The organism is Aeromonas sp. S8(2024) (genome assembly GCF_041403085.1).
Classification (GTDB): Bacteria; Pseudomonadota; Gammaproteobacteria; order Enterobacterales; family Aeromonadaceae; genus Aeromonas; species Aeromonas dhakensis.
In genome coordinates, this window is record NZ_JBGLRF010000008.1 from 40350 (window position 1) to 57228 (window position 16879).

The 16879-nt window shown below is 65.7% G+C and carries 18 protein-coding genes; 10 read left to right on the forward strand and 8 right to left on the reverse strand.

Annotated features, from left to right (window positions below; genetic code table 11):
• The first annotated feature begins 54 nt into the window (after positions 1–54).
• From pseF to ACB031_RS18350, 6 genes are read left to right on the forward strand one after another with little or no spacing between them, the layout of a single operon-like run.
• On the forward strand, positions 55–750 hold the full coding sequence (pseF, locus tag ACB031_RS18325) for a pseudaminic acid cytidylyltransferase (RefSeq protein WP_371140027.1): 696 nt from the start codon (positions 55–57) through the stop codon (positions 748–750).
• The gene (gene pseG, locus ACB031_RS18330; protein ID WP_371140028.1) at positions 740–1996 is read left to right on the forward strand and encodes a UDP-2,4-diacetamido-2,4,6-trideoxy-beta-L-altropyranose hydrolase; all 1257 of its coding nucleotides are present in this window, start codon (positions 740–742) and stop codon (positions 1994–1996) included. The genes pseF and pseG overlap by 11 nt, the downstream gene beginning before the upstream one ends.
• Before the next feature lie 6 nt (positions 1997–2002).
• Positions 2003–3049 (forward strand): pseudaminic acid synthase, encoded by a 1047-nt coding sequence (gene pseI / locus ACB031_RS18335; protein WP_017784226.1) that lies wholly within the window; start codon positions 2003–2005, stop codon positions 3047–3049.
• Positions 3042–4337 (forward strand): motility associated factor glycosyltransferase family protein, encoded by a 1296-nt coding sequence (locus ACB031_RS18340; RefSeq protein WP_371140029.1) that lies wholly within the window; start codon positions 3042–3044, stop codon positions 4335–4337. The genes pseI and ACB031_RS18340 overlap by 8 nt, the downstream gene beginning before the upstream one ends.
• The gene (locus tag ACB031_RS18345) at positions 4334–4594 is read left to right on the forward strand and encodes a hypothetical protein (RefSeq protein ID WP_168968186.1); all 261 of its coding nucleotides are present in this window, start codon (positions 4334–4336) and stop codon (positions 4592–4594) included. Before ACB031_RS18340 ends, ACB031_RS18345 begins: the two co-directional genes overlap by 4 nt.
• Positions 4594–5340: a class I SAM-dependent methyltransferase gene (locus tag ACB031_RS18350; RefSeq protein WP_371140030.1), complete on the forward strand. Its 747-nt coding sequence runs from the start codon at positions 4594–4596 to the stop codon at positions 5338–5340. Before ACB031_RS18345 ends, ACB031_RS18350 begins: the two co-directional genes overlap by 1 nt.
• Here the strand turns inward: ACB031_RS18350 and ACB031_RS18355 are convergent.
• The 7 genes from ACB031_RS18355 to ACB031_RS18385 all read right to left on the reverse strand — a co-directional run bounded on the left by ACB031_RS18355 (position 5322) and on the right by ACB031_RS18385 (position 11597).
• Positions 5322–6683, reverse strand: a complete 1362-nt coding sequence (locus ACB031_RS18355) for a DUF4910 domain-containing protein (RefSeq protein ID WP_371140031.1) — start codon at positions 6681–6683, stop codon at positions 5322–5324. The genes ACB031_RS18350 and ACB031_RS18355 overlap by 19 nt on opposite strands.
• The gene (locus ACB031_RS18360; protein WP_216973556.1) at positions 6680–7084 is read right to left on the reverse strand and encodes a VOC family protein; all 405 of its coding nucleotides are present in this window, start codon (positions 7082–7084) and stop codon (positions 6680–6682) included. The genes ACB031_RS18355 and ACB031_RS18360 overlap by 4 nt, the downstream gene beginning before the upstream one ends.
• Positions 7074–7838, reverse strand: a complete 765-nt coding sequence (locus ACB031_RS18365; RefSeq protein WP_216973557.1) for an AAC(3) family N-acetyltransferase — start codon at positions 7836–7838, stop codon at positions 7074–7076. The genes ACB031_RS18360 and ACB031_RS18365 overlap by 11 nt, the downstream gene beginning before the upstream one ends.
• Positions 7835–8059: an acyl carrier protein gene (locus ACB031_RS18370; protein ID WP_216973558.1), complete on the reverse strand. Its 225-nt coding sequence runs from the start codon at positions 8057–8059 to the stop codon at positions 7835–7837. The genes ACB031_RS18365 and ACB031_RS18370 overlap by 4 nt, the downstream gene beginning before the upstream one ends.
• On the reverse strand, positions 8052–9734 hold the full coding sequence (locus ACB031_RS18375) for an HAD family hydrolase (protein WP_216973559.1): 1683 nt from the start codon (positions 9732–9734) through the stop codon (positions 8052–8054). Before ACB031_RS18375 ends, ACB031_RS18370 begins: the two co-directional genes overlap by 8 nt.
• Before the next feature lie 96 nt (positions 9735–9830).
• On the reverse strand, positions 9831–10364 hold the full coding sequence (locus ACB031_RS18380; RefSeq protein ID WP_010635727.1) for an ATP--cob(I)alamin adenosyltransferase: 534 nt from the start codon (positions 10362–10364) through the stop codon (positions 9831–9833).
• Positions 10365–10454: 90 nt separating this feature from the next.
• Complete coding sequence (locus tag ACB031_RS18385; RefSeq protein ID WP_117405396.1) at positions 10455–11597, reverse strand: DUF5610 domain-containing protein; 1143 nt, start codon at positions 11595–11597, stop codon at positions 10455–10457.
• A gap of 170 nt (positions 11598–11767) precedes the next feature.
• Between ACB031_RS18385 and trmA the strand changes: the two genes are divergently transcribed.
• From trmA to ACB031_RS18405, 4 genes are all read left to right on the forward strand, one after another.
• Entirely contained in the window at positions 11768–12901 is a 1134-nt protein-coding gene (gene trmA, locus ACB031_RS18390; RefSeq protein ID WP_005306768.1) for a tRNA (uridine(54)-C5)-methyltransferase TrmA, read from the forward strand.
• A gap of 148 nt (positions 12902–13049) precedes the next feature.
• Positions 13050–13760, forward strand: a complete 711-nt coding sequence (rstA, locus tag ACB031_RS18395) for a two-component system response regulator RstA (RefSeq protein WP_219313630.1) — start codon at positions 13050–13052, stop codon at positions 13758–13760.
• Between the two features lie 116 nt (positions 13761–13876).
• Positions 13877–15202 carry a two-component system sensor histidine kinase RstB gene (gene rstB, locus ACB031_RS18400; protein WP_371140032.1) on the forward strand — a complete coding sequence of 442 codons (1326 nt, stop codon included), beginning with the start codon at positions 13877–13879 and terminating at the stop codon, positions 15200–15202.
• 54 nt (positions 15203–15256) lie between these two features.
• Positions 15257–15439: a hypothetical protein gene (locus ACB031_RS18405; protein WP_010635722.1), complete on the forward strand. Its 183-nt coding sequence runs from the start codon at positions 15257–15259 to the stop codon at positions 15437–15439.
• A gap of 76 nt (positions 15440–15515) precedes the next feature.
• On the opposite strand, the gene ACB031_RS18410 is transcribed toward ACB031_RS18405, so the two are convergent.
• Positions 15516–16772, reverse strand: coding sequence for a malic enzyme-like NAD(P)-binding protein (locus tag ACB031_RS18410; protein WP_065018456.1), 1257 nt, complete (start codon positions 16770–16772; stop codon positions 15516–15518).
• Between the last annotated feature and the right edge of the window lie 107 nt (positions 16773–16879).

Genomic DNA, 16879 nt, shown 5'->3' on the forward strand with positions numbered 1-16879 from the left:
GTCATCAATTATCCGGCTCGGCGACCACGTCGGGCTCCTCAGGGAGAGAGCATCATGGCCATCGCCATCATCCCGGCACGGGGCGGCAGCAAGCGCATTCCCCGCAAGAACATCCGCCCCTTCTGCGGCTTGCCCATGATTGCCTACGCCATCGGGGCGGCCAGGGACTCGGGCTGTTTCAGTCGGGTGGTGGTCTCCACCGATGACCCGGAGATCGCCGAGGTGGCCCATCGCCTCGGGGCCGAGGTGCCCTTCCTGCGGGGCGCCGCGCTGGCCGATGACCATACCGGCACCACCCCTGTGGTGATCGACACCATCCAGCGACTCGACCAGCTTGGCATCCAGGCAGAGCACTACTGCTGCATCTATGCCACCGTGCCACTGATCCAGGCCGCCGACCTGCGCGCCGCCCACGACCGCCTGCTCGCCAGCAAGGCCCCCTTCGTCTACACGGTGGCCGAATTCGGCTTCCCGATCCAGCGGGCGGTACGCATGGACGCACAAGGCAGGGTCACACCGTTCTGGCCGGAGCAGATGGCGAAACGCTCCCAGGATCTGGAGCCCGCCTATCAGGATGCCGGCCAGTTCTACTGGGGCAGCCGCGCGGCCTGGCTGGGAGGGATCAGCCCGGTGGGGGGAGAAGGGATCGGCCACATACTGCCAAGGCACAGGGTCGTCGACATCGACACGCCGGAAGATTGGCACCTGGCCGAACTGCTATATCAAGTGCTGGCCCAAGATGACGCTTAAGGTTGCCTTCCGGCTCGACGCCGGCGCCGAGATCGGCTTGGGCCACCTGATGCGCTGCCTGGCCATCGCCGATCGGCTGCACGCCGCCGGGGCCGAGTGCCATTTCCTCTGCCACGATCTGCCGGCGCACCTGCTGTCGTTGCTGCGGCCCCATCACCATCATCCCCTGAGCGCGCTGGATGACGCTGGCCCACTGCCCGGCTTGCAGCCCGATTGGCTGGTATTCGATCACTACCAAATTGACCACACAATCGAACAAAAACTGACGGTCCACTGCGGCCGCGTGCTGGTGATCGATGATCTGGCCGATCGGCCGCACCACTGCCAGCTGCTGCTGGATCAGGGGCCCTTGCGCCGCGCCGCCGATTACCAGCCGCTCACCCCCGCCGGCTGCCGGCTGCTGCTCGGCACCGACTATGCCCTGCTGCGCCCCGCCTATCGCCAGCTGGCGCGGCAACATACCAGTCAGTGGCGACGAGGCCTTGTCTGCTTTGGCGGCGCCGACCCGGCCGGCGCCTGCCTCGTCACCCTCAACAGCCTGGCCCGGCTGCCCTGGGCCCGCACCATCCAGTGGACCCTGGTGGCGGGCGGGGCCAATCCCTTCTGGCCCGAGCTGGAGCAGAGAGTGGCCGAGCTGGCCGACCTCGATTTGGTGCTGCTGCGCCAGAGCGACCAGATGGCCGACCTGATGAGCCGGCACGACTTCGCCATCGGCGCCGCCGGCGGCATGACCTGGGAGCGGGCCTGTCTCGGTCTGCCGACCCTGGCGCTGCCCATCGTCGACAACCAGCAGTTCAACGACCAGGTGATCGCCCGCTTCCAGCTGGCCGAGCGGCTGACCCTGAGCGAGCTGGCCGAGCCTGAGCGGCTGCTGCAGGCCCTGCAACGGCTTGAACAACAGTCAGACGACTACCGCCGCCGCGGCCAGCAGCAGGTGGACGGGCTGGGGCTGGATCGGCTCACCGCCCGATTGCTGCAACAATTGGATTATCAGCTGTTACCAGATGGCCAACATTGGCAACTACGCCATGATGGCAAACTGCTGCTCACCCTGACCCTGAACGACCAGCGGCTGACATGGCAGGCCGCCCGACCACTGCAACCAGCGGAGTGGCAAGAGCTGGCACATCGCTTGCAAACAATTTTCTCCCAATTTCCCCTCTATCTTGCCGAGCCACCGCAGATAGCGCCCCCTGCCCCCTGGCAGCCGGCGCCGCAAGGCTGGCAACTTGGCACAGGAGTCTGAACACAGATGCAGATCGCCCATCAATCCATCGGCCCGGCGCAGGCTCCCTACGTGATCGCCGAGCTGTCGGCCAACCACAACGGCAACCTGGATCGCGCACTGGCCATCATGACCGCCGCCAGGGAAGCCGGGGCCAGTGCGGTCAAGCTGCAGACCTACCGGCCCGACACCATCACCCTCAACAGTGACCGGCCCGAGTTCCAGATCCACGGCGGCCTCTGGGATGGTCACAACCTGTACGACCTCTATGAGTGGGCGCACACCCCCTGGGAGTGGCATCAGGCCCTGTTTGCCAAGGGGCGCGAGCTGGGACTGACGGTCTTCAGCAGTCCGTTCGACTTCAGCGCGGTGGATCTGCTGGAATCCCTCGACTGCCCGGCCTACAAGATCGCCTCCTTCGAGCTGGTGGATCTGCCCCTCATCCGCTACGCCGCCCAGACCGGCAAGCCGCTCATCATGTCCACCGGCATGGCGAACGAGGCCGAGATCGCCGCCGCGGTCGAGATGGCGCTCAAGCACGGCAACGGCCAGCTGGCGCTGCTGCACTGCGTCAGCGGCTATCCGGCGCCGGCAGCTGAGTACAACCTGCGTACCATCCCTATGCTGCGCCAGCGCTTCGGGGTCGAGGTGGGGCTCTCCGATCACACCCTGGGATCGGCCACGGCCATCGCCGCCACTGCGCTCGGGGCGACCCTGATCGAGAAACACTTCACCCTGGCCCGCGCCGACGGCGGGCCGGATTGCGCCTTCTCCATGGAGCCGGCCGAACTCACCGAGCTGGTGGCCTCGGTCAATACCGCCCATGCCGCCCTCGGGGTGGCCGATTACCAGCTCACCGCCAGTGAACAGGGCAACCGCGCGTTTCGCCGCTCCCTCTATCTGGTCAAGGAGATGGCCGCCGGCGAGGTGCTCACCGCAGAGCACATCAAGTCGGTGCGCCCCGCCCTCGGCCTGCCTCCCGCCGATTACGATCGACTCATCGGCAAGCGGGTCAACCGCAGCCTGAGCGCCAATCAACCGCTGAGCTGGGAGTGGATAGACAAAGATGAGTGATGATCTGTTCAACCAGCACGGCAGGCTCATCAGCCAGCGCTGGCCCGCCCTCTGGCCCCGCCTGCTGGCACAGGACGTGGAAAGCCTGCCGGCCGAGCTGACCGAGGGGCTCGGCTCCACCCTCAGCCTCCATGGCATCCAGCTCACCAGCCGGCACGATCGAGTGAAGGAGGCCGAGCTGCAGGCCGCCAGCCTGCCCAAGCAAGCTGTGCTCCACCTCTACGGTACCGGGCTCGGCGATCTGCCGCGCGCCCTGCTGGGGCGCAGCAGCCTCAAGCGGCTGGAAGTGAAGATCATGAATGGCGCCCTGTTTGCCCTGGTGCTGCGGCTGCTGGATCAGCAGGACTGGCTGGCGGACCCCAGGGTCGAGCTGATGATGGCCGGCGACGAAGGGGAGGTGCGGCTGCCCTTCTTCGCCCTGCCGCCCGAGCTGCTGCTGGTGGAAGATGCCGCCGCCCGCATCCGCGACCGGCTGGTGAGTGAAATAGACTTGCCGTTCGCTCGGGCCAGGTTCGACGCCGAACACCCCGACGTCACCCGGCGGCTGGCCGAAAATCGCGAACTGGTGGCCGGCGACGGCGATGTGGCCTCCCTTTTTGGTCTGGCTCAGGGCAAGCAGGCCCTGATCGTGGCGAGCGGCCCGACCCTACAGCACAACCTGGCCACCCTGCAGGCCCAGTTGCAGAGCCGTCGGCAGGACTACCTGCTGATCAGCGTCGATACCGCGCTGGCGTTCTTGCTTGGCCACGGCATCCGGCCCGACATCGTCATCACCATAGATGACGCCATCCACGGCAACCGGCTACCCGCCGCCCAGTCGGCCCAGACCACCCTGGTCTATTACCCCACGGTACCCACGGCGGCCCTGCTGGCCTGGCAGGGGCCGCGCAAGACCGCCTACTCCCGCAGCCCCATGTATCAGCAGCTGCGGCAGACGCTCCCCAAGGGCGTGCTGCACTCGGGCGGCAGCGTCATTCATCCCGCCGTGGATCTCGCCGTGCAGATGGGTTGCCACCAAGTCATCCTGCTGGGTACCGACTTCGCCTTTCCCGGCGAGCTCACCCACTCGGGCTGGGCCGACGGTGCGCTCGGTCCCAGCGCCGCGCTGGCACTCAGCTGGGCCCTCGACGGCCATGGCCGGCGGGTCAAGACCAATCCGAACTTTTCCGCCTACCGCACCGAGCTCGAGCGCTACATAGCGCGCCACCCCGAGGTGCAGTTCTGGAACTGCAGCCGGGAAGGGGCGGAGATCGCCGGCTGCCGCTATCACCCGGAGTACGTGCAATGAAAAACGGCCAGATCACCCGCCTAACCGCCCTGGCACACCAGTTTCGGCTGGGGCAGTCGGTCGCCGCGAGTCAGGCATTGCCGGAACTGCTGCAAGAGGTGCTCACCGAGCAGGGCAACCTGCCACCCGGACTGGTAGCCGCCCTGCTGCAGTGCCAGGAGCGCCAGGACTGGCTGGGGCTGGCCGACTACCTCGAATATGAAGTGGTGCACTGCCTGTCGACCCCGACCGGCGACACCACCACAGGAGACCATTGATGATCAAGGCCATTTCCAACGCCTCCGATGAAGAGCTGTCACGCCGCCAGACCTTCAGCGAGTTGCTGCACACCAGCCCGCTGCCCGCGGCCGAGTTGCAGAACAACCTGGGCCTCTACCTCAAGCGCCAGTCGCTCTCCCGCATCCTGTTCATGCACGAGCTGTATCAGAAGATCGTGCCGGTCCACGGCGTCATCATGGATTTCGGCACCCGCTGGGGTCAGAACCTGGCGCTCTTTTCCTCGTTTCGTGGCATGTATGAGCCTTACAACTACAACCGCAAGCTGGTGGGATTCGATACCTTCAGCGGCTTCCCTTCCCACGCCCCGCAAGATGGCAGCGACGCCGCCATCCAGCCCGGCGCCTACGGGGTGACGCCAGGCTATGAACAGCATCTGGCCCAACTGCTCGCCGCCCATGAGGCGGAAAGTCCTCTGGACCATATCGTCAAACATGAGCTGGTGAAGGGGGATGTGACCGAGACGCTGCCGGCCTATCTGGCTCGTCAGCCGGAGACCATGATTGCACTGGCCTATTTTGACTTTGATCTCTACGAGCCGACCCGCCGCTGCCTCGAGCTCATCAAGCCGCACCTGACCAAGGGATCAGTGCTGGCATTCGATGAGCTCAACTGGCCCGCCTTTCCGGGGGAGACCCTGGCCCTCAAGGAGGTGCTGGGGCTGGATCGCTACGCCATCCGTCGCACCCCGCACAACCCGGGCCCGGCCTATCTGGTGATCGAGTAGTCCGGTTGCGGGCTGAGGCGACGCAGCAGCCCGGCATCCAGCAACATCCGCGCCAGCGGCTCCACCCGCCAGAACGGCGCCCCTATGGTCTCGGCGATCTCGAACAGGGTCAGCTTGCCGTCGCTGTAGGCCAGCAGATTCATCATCTCCCGCACCTGCCAGCCCGAATAGCGGGTCGACAAATCCGGGTAGAGCCCCCGCTTGCCGAGCTGGGGCTCGCCCAGCACGGTGACCTCGCAGCGCTCGTCCAGCTCCAGACACTCGATGGCCCGGCGCAGCGCCATGAAGCCGCCGGCCAGACCGGCCGGCGTCACCAGCGAGAGGTCATCGAGCGAGGTGTGGTACTCGGCATAACAGCCGTATCGGCTGCGCATCACCGAGGTGACCGGCAGATCGATGCCGGGCGCACACAACTGCCGCTCGTTGGAGCCCCGCTCCAGGAAGCTGTAGGCTTTGTAGCCCGGCGCCAGATGGCCGAGCACATGGCGACCGATGCGATCCGCCAGCGTGTTGCCCTGGCGTGAGGGCAGGAAGGAGTAGCTGCGGTCATCACCAAGGCAGGTCAGATTGAAGCCGGCCAGAGTGCGCTGCTTGAGGTGGTCCAGATGGCGGGAGAGATAGACGATGGCCCCCAGGGTTTCAGGCACCAGCATCAGCCGGTAGCTGTAGCGGCGTGTTGGCAGTGACGCCAGCCAGGCCATCAGGAAGACGCCGACGCAGGGGCCGGAGAGCTCGTTGTTGGCCATGGAGGGGTGGCAGGTGTAGCTCGACAGCAGGATCTCCTGCTCGCTCTCCCCCGGCAGCACCCAGTCGCCATAGGTGAGCGAACCTGGGGCCAGGGTGGCATCGATCACCACCTGATATTCCCCCTCCGGCAGCGCCTCACGCAGCCGATGGGGCAGACAGAAGCCCCAGCGGCGCTTGTAGTAGGAGGTCACATAGGGAATGGCGTCCGGCTGCTCGGGCAGAGAGTGAAGATGGGGCTGCAGCTCGGCCAGTGAGAGGGTGCAGCGCACCGGCTCCGAGTAACCGACCAGATGCAGGTTGTGATCCTGGAAATCCACCACCCTGCGTCCATCCGGCCCCACAATGTAGGCCTCCCGCACGTTCCACTCGTCAGGCACGGTCCAGTCGAAGCACTCGGTGCCGCTGGCCACTTCATGGATCTGCAGCTCGGGCAGACAGTGCTCGCGCCACAGGGCCAGCGACTGCCGAACCCCGTCCCCGGTCAGGCTGCGATTGAGCGGAAACAGCAGGGTGAGCAGCCGATGCAGTTGCTCACCGATCTGTGCCTGGTCGTCCCAGTCGGTGGGCAGATAGCTGCTCTTGGGTGAAAAACTCATGGGGTGGGTGCCTCGATCAATTCGACAATGTGGCCAAGGGGGCTCAGGAAAAACTGGACGTGGGCGCCGCCAAACGCGATGGCCGGCTGGCTGGGCCCGAGGGGCAGGTGGCGCTGTGTGCGCAGCCGTTCGGCGATCTCCTGCAGGTTGCTCACCCGATAGGCAAGGTGGTTGATGACGTTGCGCCGGGTCTTGAGCACCTGGGCGACCGGGCTCTCCTCGCCGGCCGGGGCGACCAGCTCGTAGCAGAGGCCATGGTCGTCGTGCACGAACTGCACCCAGACCCGTTGCAGCGGATCTTCCACCGCCGCCGAGAAGCGGCTCAGCCCCAGCACGTCGCGACAATAGGCCACACCACTCGCCAGGTCCGGCACCACCAGTCCGATGTGATCAAACTGCATGGGACTCTCCTCCCGCCCGGATCAGGGCGTATGGGGCCGCCGCCAGCAACTCGCCGGCAGCCAGGATGAAGTCGCGGCACGACACCGCCCAGACCGGCACCCGCTGGCACAGCGTCTGGCGCCAGGCGCCTCGCTCCTGCAGCAAAGCTACCAACCGGGAGAGGTCGATTTCGCTGGCCAGCGACAGGTCGCGCACATAGTAATCCGCCTGCCACTCCCGCACCTGGCCGTCGACGCGCACCCGGCCCGCAAACCCCTTGTGATAGCGATAAGAGACAGCCAGCCGCTGCTCCACGTAGTGGGTGAAGGTGATGCGGTCGGGGTGGCAACCCAGCCCCAGCAGCCAGCCGTCCTGCTCCGCCAGCCAGCCGAACGGGCTCTCCTGACCGAAACAGTCGTGACACTCCCGCGCCACCAGCGCTGGCCCCTGCGGGCCGCTGATCGCCATGCTGAAGACGGGATCCCGCGTGCGCACCACCCCTTCGCGCTGGCGGAACAGCTCCGTCATCAAGCCCACCTTGCTCGGGGTCTGCGCAGGGTCGAAGCACTCGTCCGCCATCGGGCTGTAACTGAAGGTCGGCACCAGCAGGTGTCCATCCAGCCACTGCTCCAGGCATGTCCAGAAGGCCGCGATGCCCTCGGCGTTGCCCATGCCGGCAAACTGGGCCACCACCATGGCATCCGAGTGCACCATCAGGGCGCCGCCTCTGGGGATCCCCAGCTCGGTCAGCGCCTGCTCGAGTGCCTGTTTCACACGGCAACCCCTTTGCGCAGCAGGGCTTGCTGGATGTCGGCCAGGCTCTTCAACTCGGCCAGCTCGTGCGGCTCGAACCGCACGGCATAGTGCTGCTCGACCAGCAGCAGCAGGTTGAAGTGACCCAGAGAGTCCCACTCGGGAAAGCTGCCGAGGGCAGATTGTGCGTTGATGCAGGCCTGGGGGAACTGCTGGTGTGCCAGCGCGATAAGGTCATTCATTGGCATAGAACTCCAAAAACGGGAGAGAAAGAGAGCAGAGATCAAGCGTGAGGAACAGCTCGTCCGCCAGCGGCAGCAACCCCGCTGGAGTGGTTATCGGCCGGGTTGGCAGGCTCGCCAGAAAATCCCGTGCCGGCTGGTTGCGGGTGGTGGCAATCAGGCTGATGACCAGCTCGGTCACCCCTTGCGCCCGCAGATGGTTTGCCAGTTGCGCCAGCAGCCAGTATTCAAAGCCGCGCCCCAGCACCCGGCAGCTGATGGCCAGGGTATCCAGCAGCGCCCTGCCCTCGTCGAGCGGGCGCACCACCAGCAGGGCCGTCATGCCGTGATCGGCGAATCGGTCTCGCAGACTGGCCAGCCAGACCTCGCCCCCCTCGCTGGCCAGCCGGGCCAGTTCCGCCGCCTGATAGCGGCGGCCGGAGAGGTTGAACTGATTGGTCTTCTGGCTGAGCTGCTCGGCTCGTAGCTGGTTGCCCGGGGAGAGCATCTGCCAGTCGGCCTGCAGCGCCAATTGCCGCAGGAAGGCGTGCTCGTCACCCAGTTGCCGGCGCACCGCCTCGGCCTCGGCCTGGGCCTGATAGGAGTGCTGCCGCAGGCCGTCATCCCGGCTCTGGTGGCGACTGCACAGGGCCGGCAGCGTCAGCAGGGCATCCGGCCAGATCCAGAGATCGACCGGCGGGGTCATCACCATCACCTCGGGGCAGTTGGCCCGTACCTCGGCCCGCTCCAGCTCGCTGTCATCCCAGAAGACCAGGCTGTCCAGCCCGACATTGAGGCGGGCGGCCAGCCGCCGCAGCCCCTGGGATTTGGGCTCCCAGCCAATCTCGGCAGCGGCGATCTGCGCCCGTGTCAGCACCATGCCCGGGTGCTCGTCAAACAGCCGCCACACATCGTCCGCCAGATTCTTGGAGCAGAGCGCCAGCACTATGCCCTGCCCGTGCCAGTGGCTGGCCGCCTGCTGGAAGGCCTGGTAGAGCCGGCCCATGCCGTCCTGCCCCAGCAAAACGCCGCCGACACCGTCTTCGCCGACCACGCCGCCCCACAGGGTATTGTCGCAGTCGAGCACCAGCACCTTGTGGGCGGGTTGCTGCAACCGCTGCAGCAAGGGGAGAATCCACTGCGCCAGGCTGGCCAGACCGGCCATGGAGAAGGGGCAAGACATCAGGTAGAGGTTGCGCCGATCGAAGCAGTGCTGGCGGCCATACTGTTGCAGCCAGAGTGGCAGGTGCAGGTCGTCCAGGCCGGGTTGCTGCAGGCGCAGGCGGGCCATCTGCTGTTCGAACGCACTGGCCAGCACGGCGAGCACGGCAGGGGCCGGGCCATAGACACAGAGCGGAGCATGGCTGCAGGCCCCCACCAGCAGATGATCCTGCGGGCGGCGCTGCAGATGCTGCAACAGAGGCTGACAGAGCGCGTCGACAAAGGCGGCGACCGCCAGCTGCTGCTCGTCCTGCGCCAGACGGCCCCACTCCTGCAGGGTCCGGGTGGGCACCAGATCTTCCCACAGCCAGATGATGATGTGGGTCCCAGCCGCGGCATCGGCGCCCTGGTTCATCAGGGTCTGCAACCACTGGCCATGGGGGGCCACCTGCACTTCGCCATATTCAGCCAGGGGGCGCCAGGCGAGGTTGCCCGGCATCAAGAACGAACTGCCACTGAGATGAAGCATGGTCATGACCTTCCCCCTGCACTACCGGGACCATCCCGGCGACCGACAAATGGGATGATCGTGTTTGATCTTCATGAAAAACAAAAGCTTTTTTGGCCGTATTCAGTAGTTGATGCTGACGTAGGGCACCTCGTCCACCTGCCACAGCTGCTTGAGGTAGACGGTCAGCACGAAGAAGAAGTTGGCCAGCAGGTTGGCGAACCGATAGAGGATGGGGTCGAAGCGCACCCCGCTCTCCTCCAGCCGCACCAGCAGCCGCACTACCTTCTTGCTGCCACAGCGGCACAGATGCAGGGTCGGGATCGGCTGCGGCCCTTGCGGCAGCACGAAACCGGTGACCCGGCCCCGGCTCGCCTCGTTGTAGTGATCGTAACGCCCCTTCAGCCACGCCAGATCCTCCTCGAAGATGCCGAGCCGGCCGCGCACCGAGCCGTTGAGGTTGTAGATAAGCCGCTGCAGCGCCGCGAGATCCGCCTGCATGGGCGCAAGCTCGGCATCCGGTGCCAGCTGTGACAACACGGCGCCCACCTGGCAGCAGAGCTCGTCGGTGGCGATCTCGTAGTCACACTGGAACTGGGTTTCGAAGATGAAGGGGTAGCAAAGCTCGCGCTTGTCTCTGGGCTTTTTCGGGTTCATGGGGCTGCCGGATCGGGAAAAAGGCCAGTTTGCCAGCCCCCGCAGGAGCTGGCAAACGGCCGGTCATGGTCCTTCTCGATCCAAAACGGTTCAAACGCTCTTGCTGCTGGCATCCGTCGCCGGCTGGAACTGGCCGATCATCCGCAGCGCATCCAGCATCCGCTGGTTGAAGCTGGTGAAGCTGCCCACCTGGGCCGGATCGCTCTGGCCACGGGCCGCCAGCACTGCCGGCGTCAGCGCCTGCTGCTGGGATGCCGGCAGCAGGGCATCCGCCTGCTGCTGCACCTGATCCAGCTTGGGCAGGTAGTCGGCCAGCGGCTTGAGCATCTCCTGCAGGGAGTGCGCCCCCTGATAGGTCTGGCTCAGCTTGAGGCTCTGTTTGAGCTTGAGCGAATAGGAGGCCAGCTGGCTGTCATCCAGCTTCAGCTCGCCCGCCTTCTTCAACAGGTCGTCGAAATTGCCGGAGAAGAAGCTGCCGGCCAGATCGTCGATCCCCTTGACCAGCTTGCCGATGGAGTCCATCTCCTCGCTGCTCAGGTTGCCCTCCAGCGAGAAGCTGAAACTCTGGCTCGACTTGAGGCTGAACTGGCTGCCGCTGTCATCCTTCTGGGACTTGGTCTGCCAGCTGTCGTTGAAGCGCAGCACCACCTTGTCGCCATCCTTGGTCTGGATCTCCAGCGAGCCCTGCTGGCGGCTGGCCATCTCGGCCTGCCCCATGTCGGTGGTGGAGACCTTGCCGAAGAACTCCTTCTCGAACTGGTCGAGCCCCTCCTGGATCAGCTTGTAGCTCTGATCCATGCCGGTCTTGATGTCTTCGTTGTCTGCCCAGTCGCCGAGCTGTTTCCTGGCGTCGCCAAAGCCCTTGTCCACCCCCTTGCGGGCCTGCTCCATCATGCCGGTCAGGCTGTCGTCCGACTTGCCGTCGGCCCGGGCAGCCCCCAGCCGGCCGGTGACGAACTGCAGCACGTTGTCGGCCACCGACTGGAAGTCGAACAGGGTATCCGGGGTCACCGCCTCCGGCTGATCCTGTGCCTTGGGCGCCTTGTAGCCCTGGCCGTTGATCTCCAGCGCGAACTGCAGCGCCTGCTGCACCAGCACCTGCGCCCATTTCGGCGCCTTGTGCAACGAGACTTCATCCTCGTTGTTGGCCTGCTTTGCTTCCGCCTGCTGGGGCGATTTGGGAGCAACACCCACTCCCTTGGGTTGGGCCGCGCCCACTCCGTCGATCTGCATAATGTGTCCTCCCACCATGCCTGTAGATCAGCTATCGGCCTGACTGCACACTTCTTGACCACAAAATGCTGGACAATCCGCAGCGGCCTTTTAAAATCGGGCCCCTTTGGGTGGCCGCAGGCTTCCCCCGATTTCGTCCCGGCCAGACCGGTGTGCATGTGAGGTAAATCATGACCCAATCCCAGCAGGTTTCCGCCGACCCGGCGCCCCTTCGAACCCCGGCCGACTACCAGGCCCAGCTCGACGAGAAGCGCGAGCGCCTCTGCGGGTTGTTTGCCGACTTCACCCTGCCTGCGCTGGAAGTGCACGCCTCCCCCGCCGAACACTACCGGATGCGCGCCGAGTTTCGCATCTGGCACGACGGTGACGACCTGTACCACTGCATGTATGCGCCGGCCACCAAGGAGATCATCCGGGTCGACCAGTTCCCCACCGCCAGCCGCCTCATCAACCAGCTGATGCCGGTGCTGCTGGAGGGGCTGCGCCCGCACCCCGTACTGCGCCGCAAGCTGTTCCAGATCGATTACCTCTCCACCCAGTCCGGCCAGATCTGCGTCAGCCTGCTCTACCACCGCAAGCTGGAGAGCGAGTGGCAGCAGGCCGCCGAGGCGCTGCAGGCCGACCTGCGGGCCAAGGGGTTCGAGCTGCAGTTGATTGGCCGCGCCCACAAGCAGAAGATCTGCCTGGGGGAGGAGTTCGTCATCGAACGGTTGAATGTGCAAGGCCGCGAGCTGATCTACAAGCAGGTGGAAAACAGCTTCACCCAACCCAACGCCGCCATCAACGAACAGATGCTGGGCTGGGCGCTGGACGTGACCAGGGGGAGCGAGGGCGACCTGCTGGAGCTCTACTGCGGCAACGGCAACTTCTCCATCGCGCTGGCGCAGAACTTTAGCAAGGTGCTGGCCACCGAGATCGCCAAGCCGAGCGTGGATTCCGCCCAGTTCAACATCGCCGCCAACGGCGTCGACAACCTGATCATCCTGCGCATGTCGGCCGAGGAGTTCACCATGGCGATGCGCGGTGAGCGGGAGTTCAACCGCCTCAAGGGGGTCGACCTCTCCGCCTACCAGTGCAACACCATCTTCGTCGACCCGCCCCGGGCTGGCCTCGACGACGCCACCGTCAAGCTGGTGCAGGATTACGACAACATCCTCTACATCTCCTGCAACCCCGAGACCCTGCAGGCCAACATGGCGGTGCTGGGCGAAACCCACGAGATCGCCCGCTTCGCCCTGTTCGATCAGTTCCCCTGGACTCACCACATGGAAGCCGGGGTCTATCTCAAGCGCAAGGCGGGTTGATGCCGCCTGGGCAGAGCCCCCGCTCGACCAGCAAGACAAGACAGGGCCCGCGGGCCCTGTTTGATTATTTATCCCAGTGCATGGGGCGGCCGGAGCCGCTATGCTGGCGGCACGCGCATCCGCGCCACAGTCTGGGTGTCATGCCACCATGCAACGCATTCTTTTTGTTGAAGATGATCCCGAGATAGGCCAACTCATCAGCAGCTGGCTGGCCCGCCACGACATGGAAGTGCTACTGGAGCCGAGGGGCGATCTGGCGCTGGCCAGGGTCGAGGCCGAGCAGCCGGACCTGGTGCTGCTCGACATCATGCTGCCGGGTCAGGACGGTCTCTCCCTGTGCCGGGATCTGCGCCCGCGCTTTGCCGGTCCCATCGTCATGCTCACCTCGCTCGACAGCGACATGAACCAGATCCTGAGCCTGGAGCTGGGGGCCAACGACTACATCCTCAAGACCACGCCGCCCCCCGTGCTGCTGGCCCGGCTGCGGGTCCAGTTCCGCCAGCAGGGGCAACAGGCCCCGCAACCCGTGGTCGCCAACACACCGCCCCAGCGCCTGCAGTTCGGCCGGTTGCAGATCGACGGGCCGGGCCGGGATGTGCGCCTCGACGGCGACAGCATTCCGCTCTCCACCGCCGATTTCGATCTCTTGTGGGAGCTGGCCTGCCACGCCGGCCAGATCCTGGGGCGCGAGGCGCTGTTTCGCAGCCTGCGCGGCCGTGACTACGACGGCCAGGATCGCAGCATGGACGTGGCCATCTCCCGCCTGCGCCGCAAGCTGGGGGACGATACCAGCAACCCGACCCGCATCAAGACAGTGCGCCAGAAGGGCTACCTGCTGGTGCCCCACGCCTGGGAATAAGCCCCGCCGAATGACCTTGATGCTCTCTGCTCCCTTCTCCCCTTGCGGGAGAAGGGTTGGGGATGAGGGGGCAACAAGGCAATGCCCAGACGCAATCCAGGCAAGAGGAGAACCCAATGCGCCGCCTGTTTATCCAGTTCTATCTACTGCTGATCGGCTGTTTCACCCTGGCCATCCTGCTGGTCGGCATGGTCTATCAGGTCACCGCCGAGCGGGCGGGAGATCGCTATCTGGAGCGGATGATGCAGGGCTCCCTCGGTCTGCTCACCGGTGAGCTGGCCCGCTTGCCGCCGGAGCACTGGCCCGCCCGCATGGCCGAGCAGAGCCGCCAGCTCACCCTGCCGCTACAGATCGGCGCCCTCGCCAACCAGCCGCTGGCCAACGAGGATCAGGCCTTCCTGGAGGCCGGCAACATCGTCATCGTCGAGGAGGATGACACCTTCCTGCAGCGTATTCCGGGCACCGATCAGGTGCTGATCGTCGGCCCCGTCCCCTATCTCTCCTACCTGCACGAGCTGCACTGGGTCGACGTGGGGCTGCTGCTGGTCATCGGTCTCTCGCTGGGACTGCCGATCCTGCTCTGGCTGCGCCCGCACTGGCGCGGCCTGCAGCAGCTCGAACAGACCGCCCGCCGGGTCGGTGACGGCGATCTCTCCTGTCGCACCCGCTTGCCGCCCGGCAGCAGCCTGGGCCGGGTCGGCCGCACCTTCGACCAGATGACCGAGCAGCTGCAGGCCATGCTGGCCAGCCGCAAGCAGCTGACCGACGCCATCGCCCACGAGCTGCGCACCCCGCTGGTGCGGCTGCGCTACCGGCTCGCCATGCTGGATCCCGCCCCCTCGGCCGAGGAGCAGCAGGGGCTGGCGCGGGATCTCGGCGCGCTGGACGCCCTCATCGAGGAGATGCTCACCTACGCCAGGCTCGATCGCCCCGAGCTGCCGCTGCAGTGCAGCGAGCTGGAGCTTGGCAGCTGGGCCGGCAGCCGCCTCGCCGACTGGCAGGCGCTGCGACCGGACAAACGGCTCGACTTCGTGCGCCCAGCCATGGCCCTGCCCTGGCGCGGCGACATCCGCCTGCTCGATCGGGCGCTGGAGAACCTCATCGGCAACGCCCTGCGCCACGCCGCCGGCCTGGTGACCCTCAGCATGGCGCGCCAGCAGGATCATTATCTGCTGGAGGTGGCCGACGACGGTGCCGGCATCGATCCGGTGCTGGCGCCGCAGATCTTCGAGCCCTTCGTGCGGCTGGATCAGAGCCGCGACCGACGCACCGGCGGTGCCGGGCTGGGGCTGGCCATCGTACGCAGCATCGCCCGCCACCACGGCGGCGAGGTGCAGCTGCTGCCAAGCAGCAGCGGTGCCCGTTTCTGCCTGATGCTGCCTGTACATTTGGATACAAACCGTCACCAGTCACTCACTGAACCGCAAGTCGAACAGCCCTAGGATGAAGTCATGGAGAAACGCTCCATGTCATCAACCCGAATGAGGAACTGGAATATGAACAAGCTGATCCCCCTGAGCCTGGCTGCTGTCTTCGCCCTGACCTCCGGCTTCACCATGGCTGCCACCCCGACCAAGGCTGCCGCTCCCCAGGCTACCCAGACCAAGGTCGTGAAAAAACACCACAAGGCTGCCCACGCCAAGGCGCCGGCCGTCAAGGTTGCTCCCAAGACCAAGTAATCGACCAGCAAGCTTCCCGTAATGAAAAGGGGCCCCGACATGGGGCCCCTTCTGTTTTCTGCGCGCTTGCCTTGGCTCAACCCAACATGTAGTCCGCCGGCAGGGCGATGCGGGCGACGCCGGATTCCACCGCAGCCAGCGCCACGGCGCGGGCGACGCGCGGCAGCAGACGAGCATCCATCGGCTTGGGAATGACATAGTCCTTGCCAAAGGCGAGCTCGCTGACGCCGGCAGCGGTCAGCACCTCGGCCGGTACCGGCTCCTTGGCCAGACCGCGGATCGCCTCGACCGCCGCAATCTTCATGGCATCGTTGATACGGCTGGCACGGGCGTCGAGGGCGCCGCGGAAGATGAAGGGGAAGCAGAGCACGTTGTTGATCTGGTTCGGGTAGTCGGAGCGACCGGTCCCCATGATGAGGTCACCACGTACCCCGTGGGCCAGCGCCGGCTTGATCTCGGGGTCCGGGTTGGAGCAGGCGAAGATCACCGGATTGGGGGCCATCATCGCTACCGCCTCGGCAGGCAGCACGTCCGGGCCGGAGACGCCGACGAAGACGTCGGCCCCGTCGATCACCTCCATCAGGGTGCGCAGAGGGGTGTCGTTGGCGAAGCGCTGCTTGTACTGGTTCAGATCGGTACGACCGCTGTGGATCACGCCCTGACGGTCCAGCATGAAGATATTGTGGGGCTTGGCGCCACACTTGATCAGCAGGTCCATGCAGGCGGTGGCGGCGGCGCCGGCACCCATGCAGACGATGCGGCTGTCGCCAATCTGCTTGCCCTGCACTTCCAGCGCGTTGAGCAGGCCGGCGGCGGTGACGATGGCGGTGCCGTGCTGGTCATCGTGGAACACCGGAATGTCGCAGCGCTCGATCAGCGCCTGTTCAATCTCGAAGCACTCGGGGGCCTTGATGTCTTCCAGGTTGATGCCACCGAAGGTGTCGGCGATGGCGGCGACCGTGTCGATGAACTGGGCGCTGGTGTCGTGCTTCACCTCGATGTCGATGGCATCGATGCCGGCAAAGCGCTTGAACAGCAGGGCCTTGCCCTCCATCACCGGCTTGGAGGCCAGCGGGCCCAGATTGCCCAGCCCCAGGATGGCGGTGCCGTTGGAGATGACGGCCACCAGGTTGCCCTTGCCGGTATAACGGTAGGCATCGGCCGGGTTGGCGGCGATCTCGCGCACCGGCTCGGCAACGCCCGGGCTGTAGGCCAGTGCCAGATCGCGGGCGGTCTCGGCGGGCTTGGTGAGGGCGATGGCGATTTTGCCCGGCACGGGCTGGGCATGATAGTCGAGTGCCTGTTGGCGGAGATCGTGCTGCTGATCGGACATGGGGGACCCCGATACGGTAGTGAATGAGTGGTGCATTGGCTCGCCCACGGGCGAGGGCTGGGGATCATAAAGAAAACCACCGGGCTTTCACAGAGGAAAGTATCGCC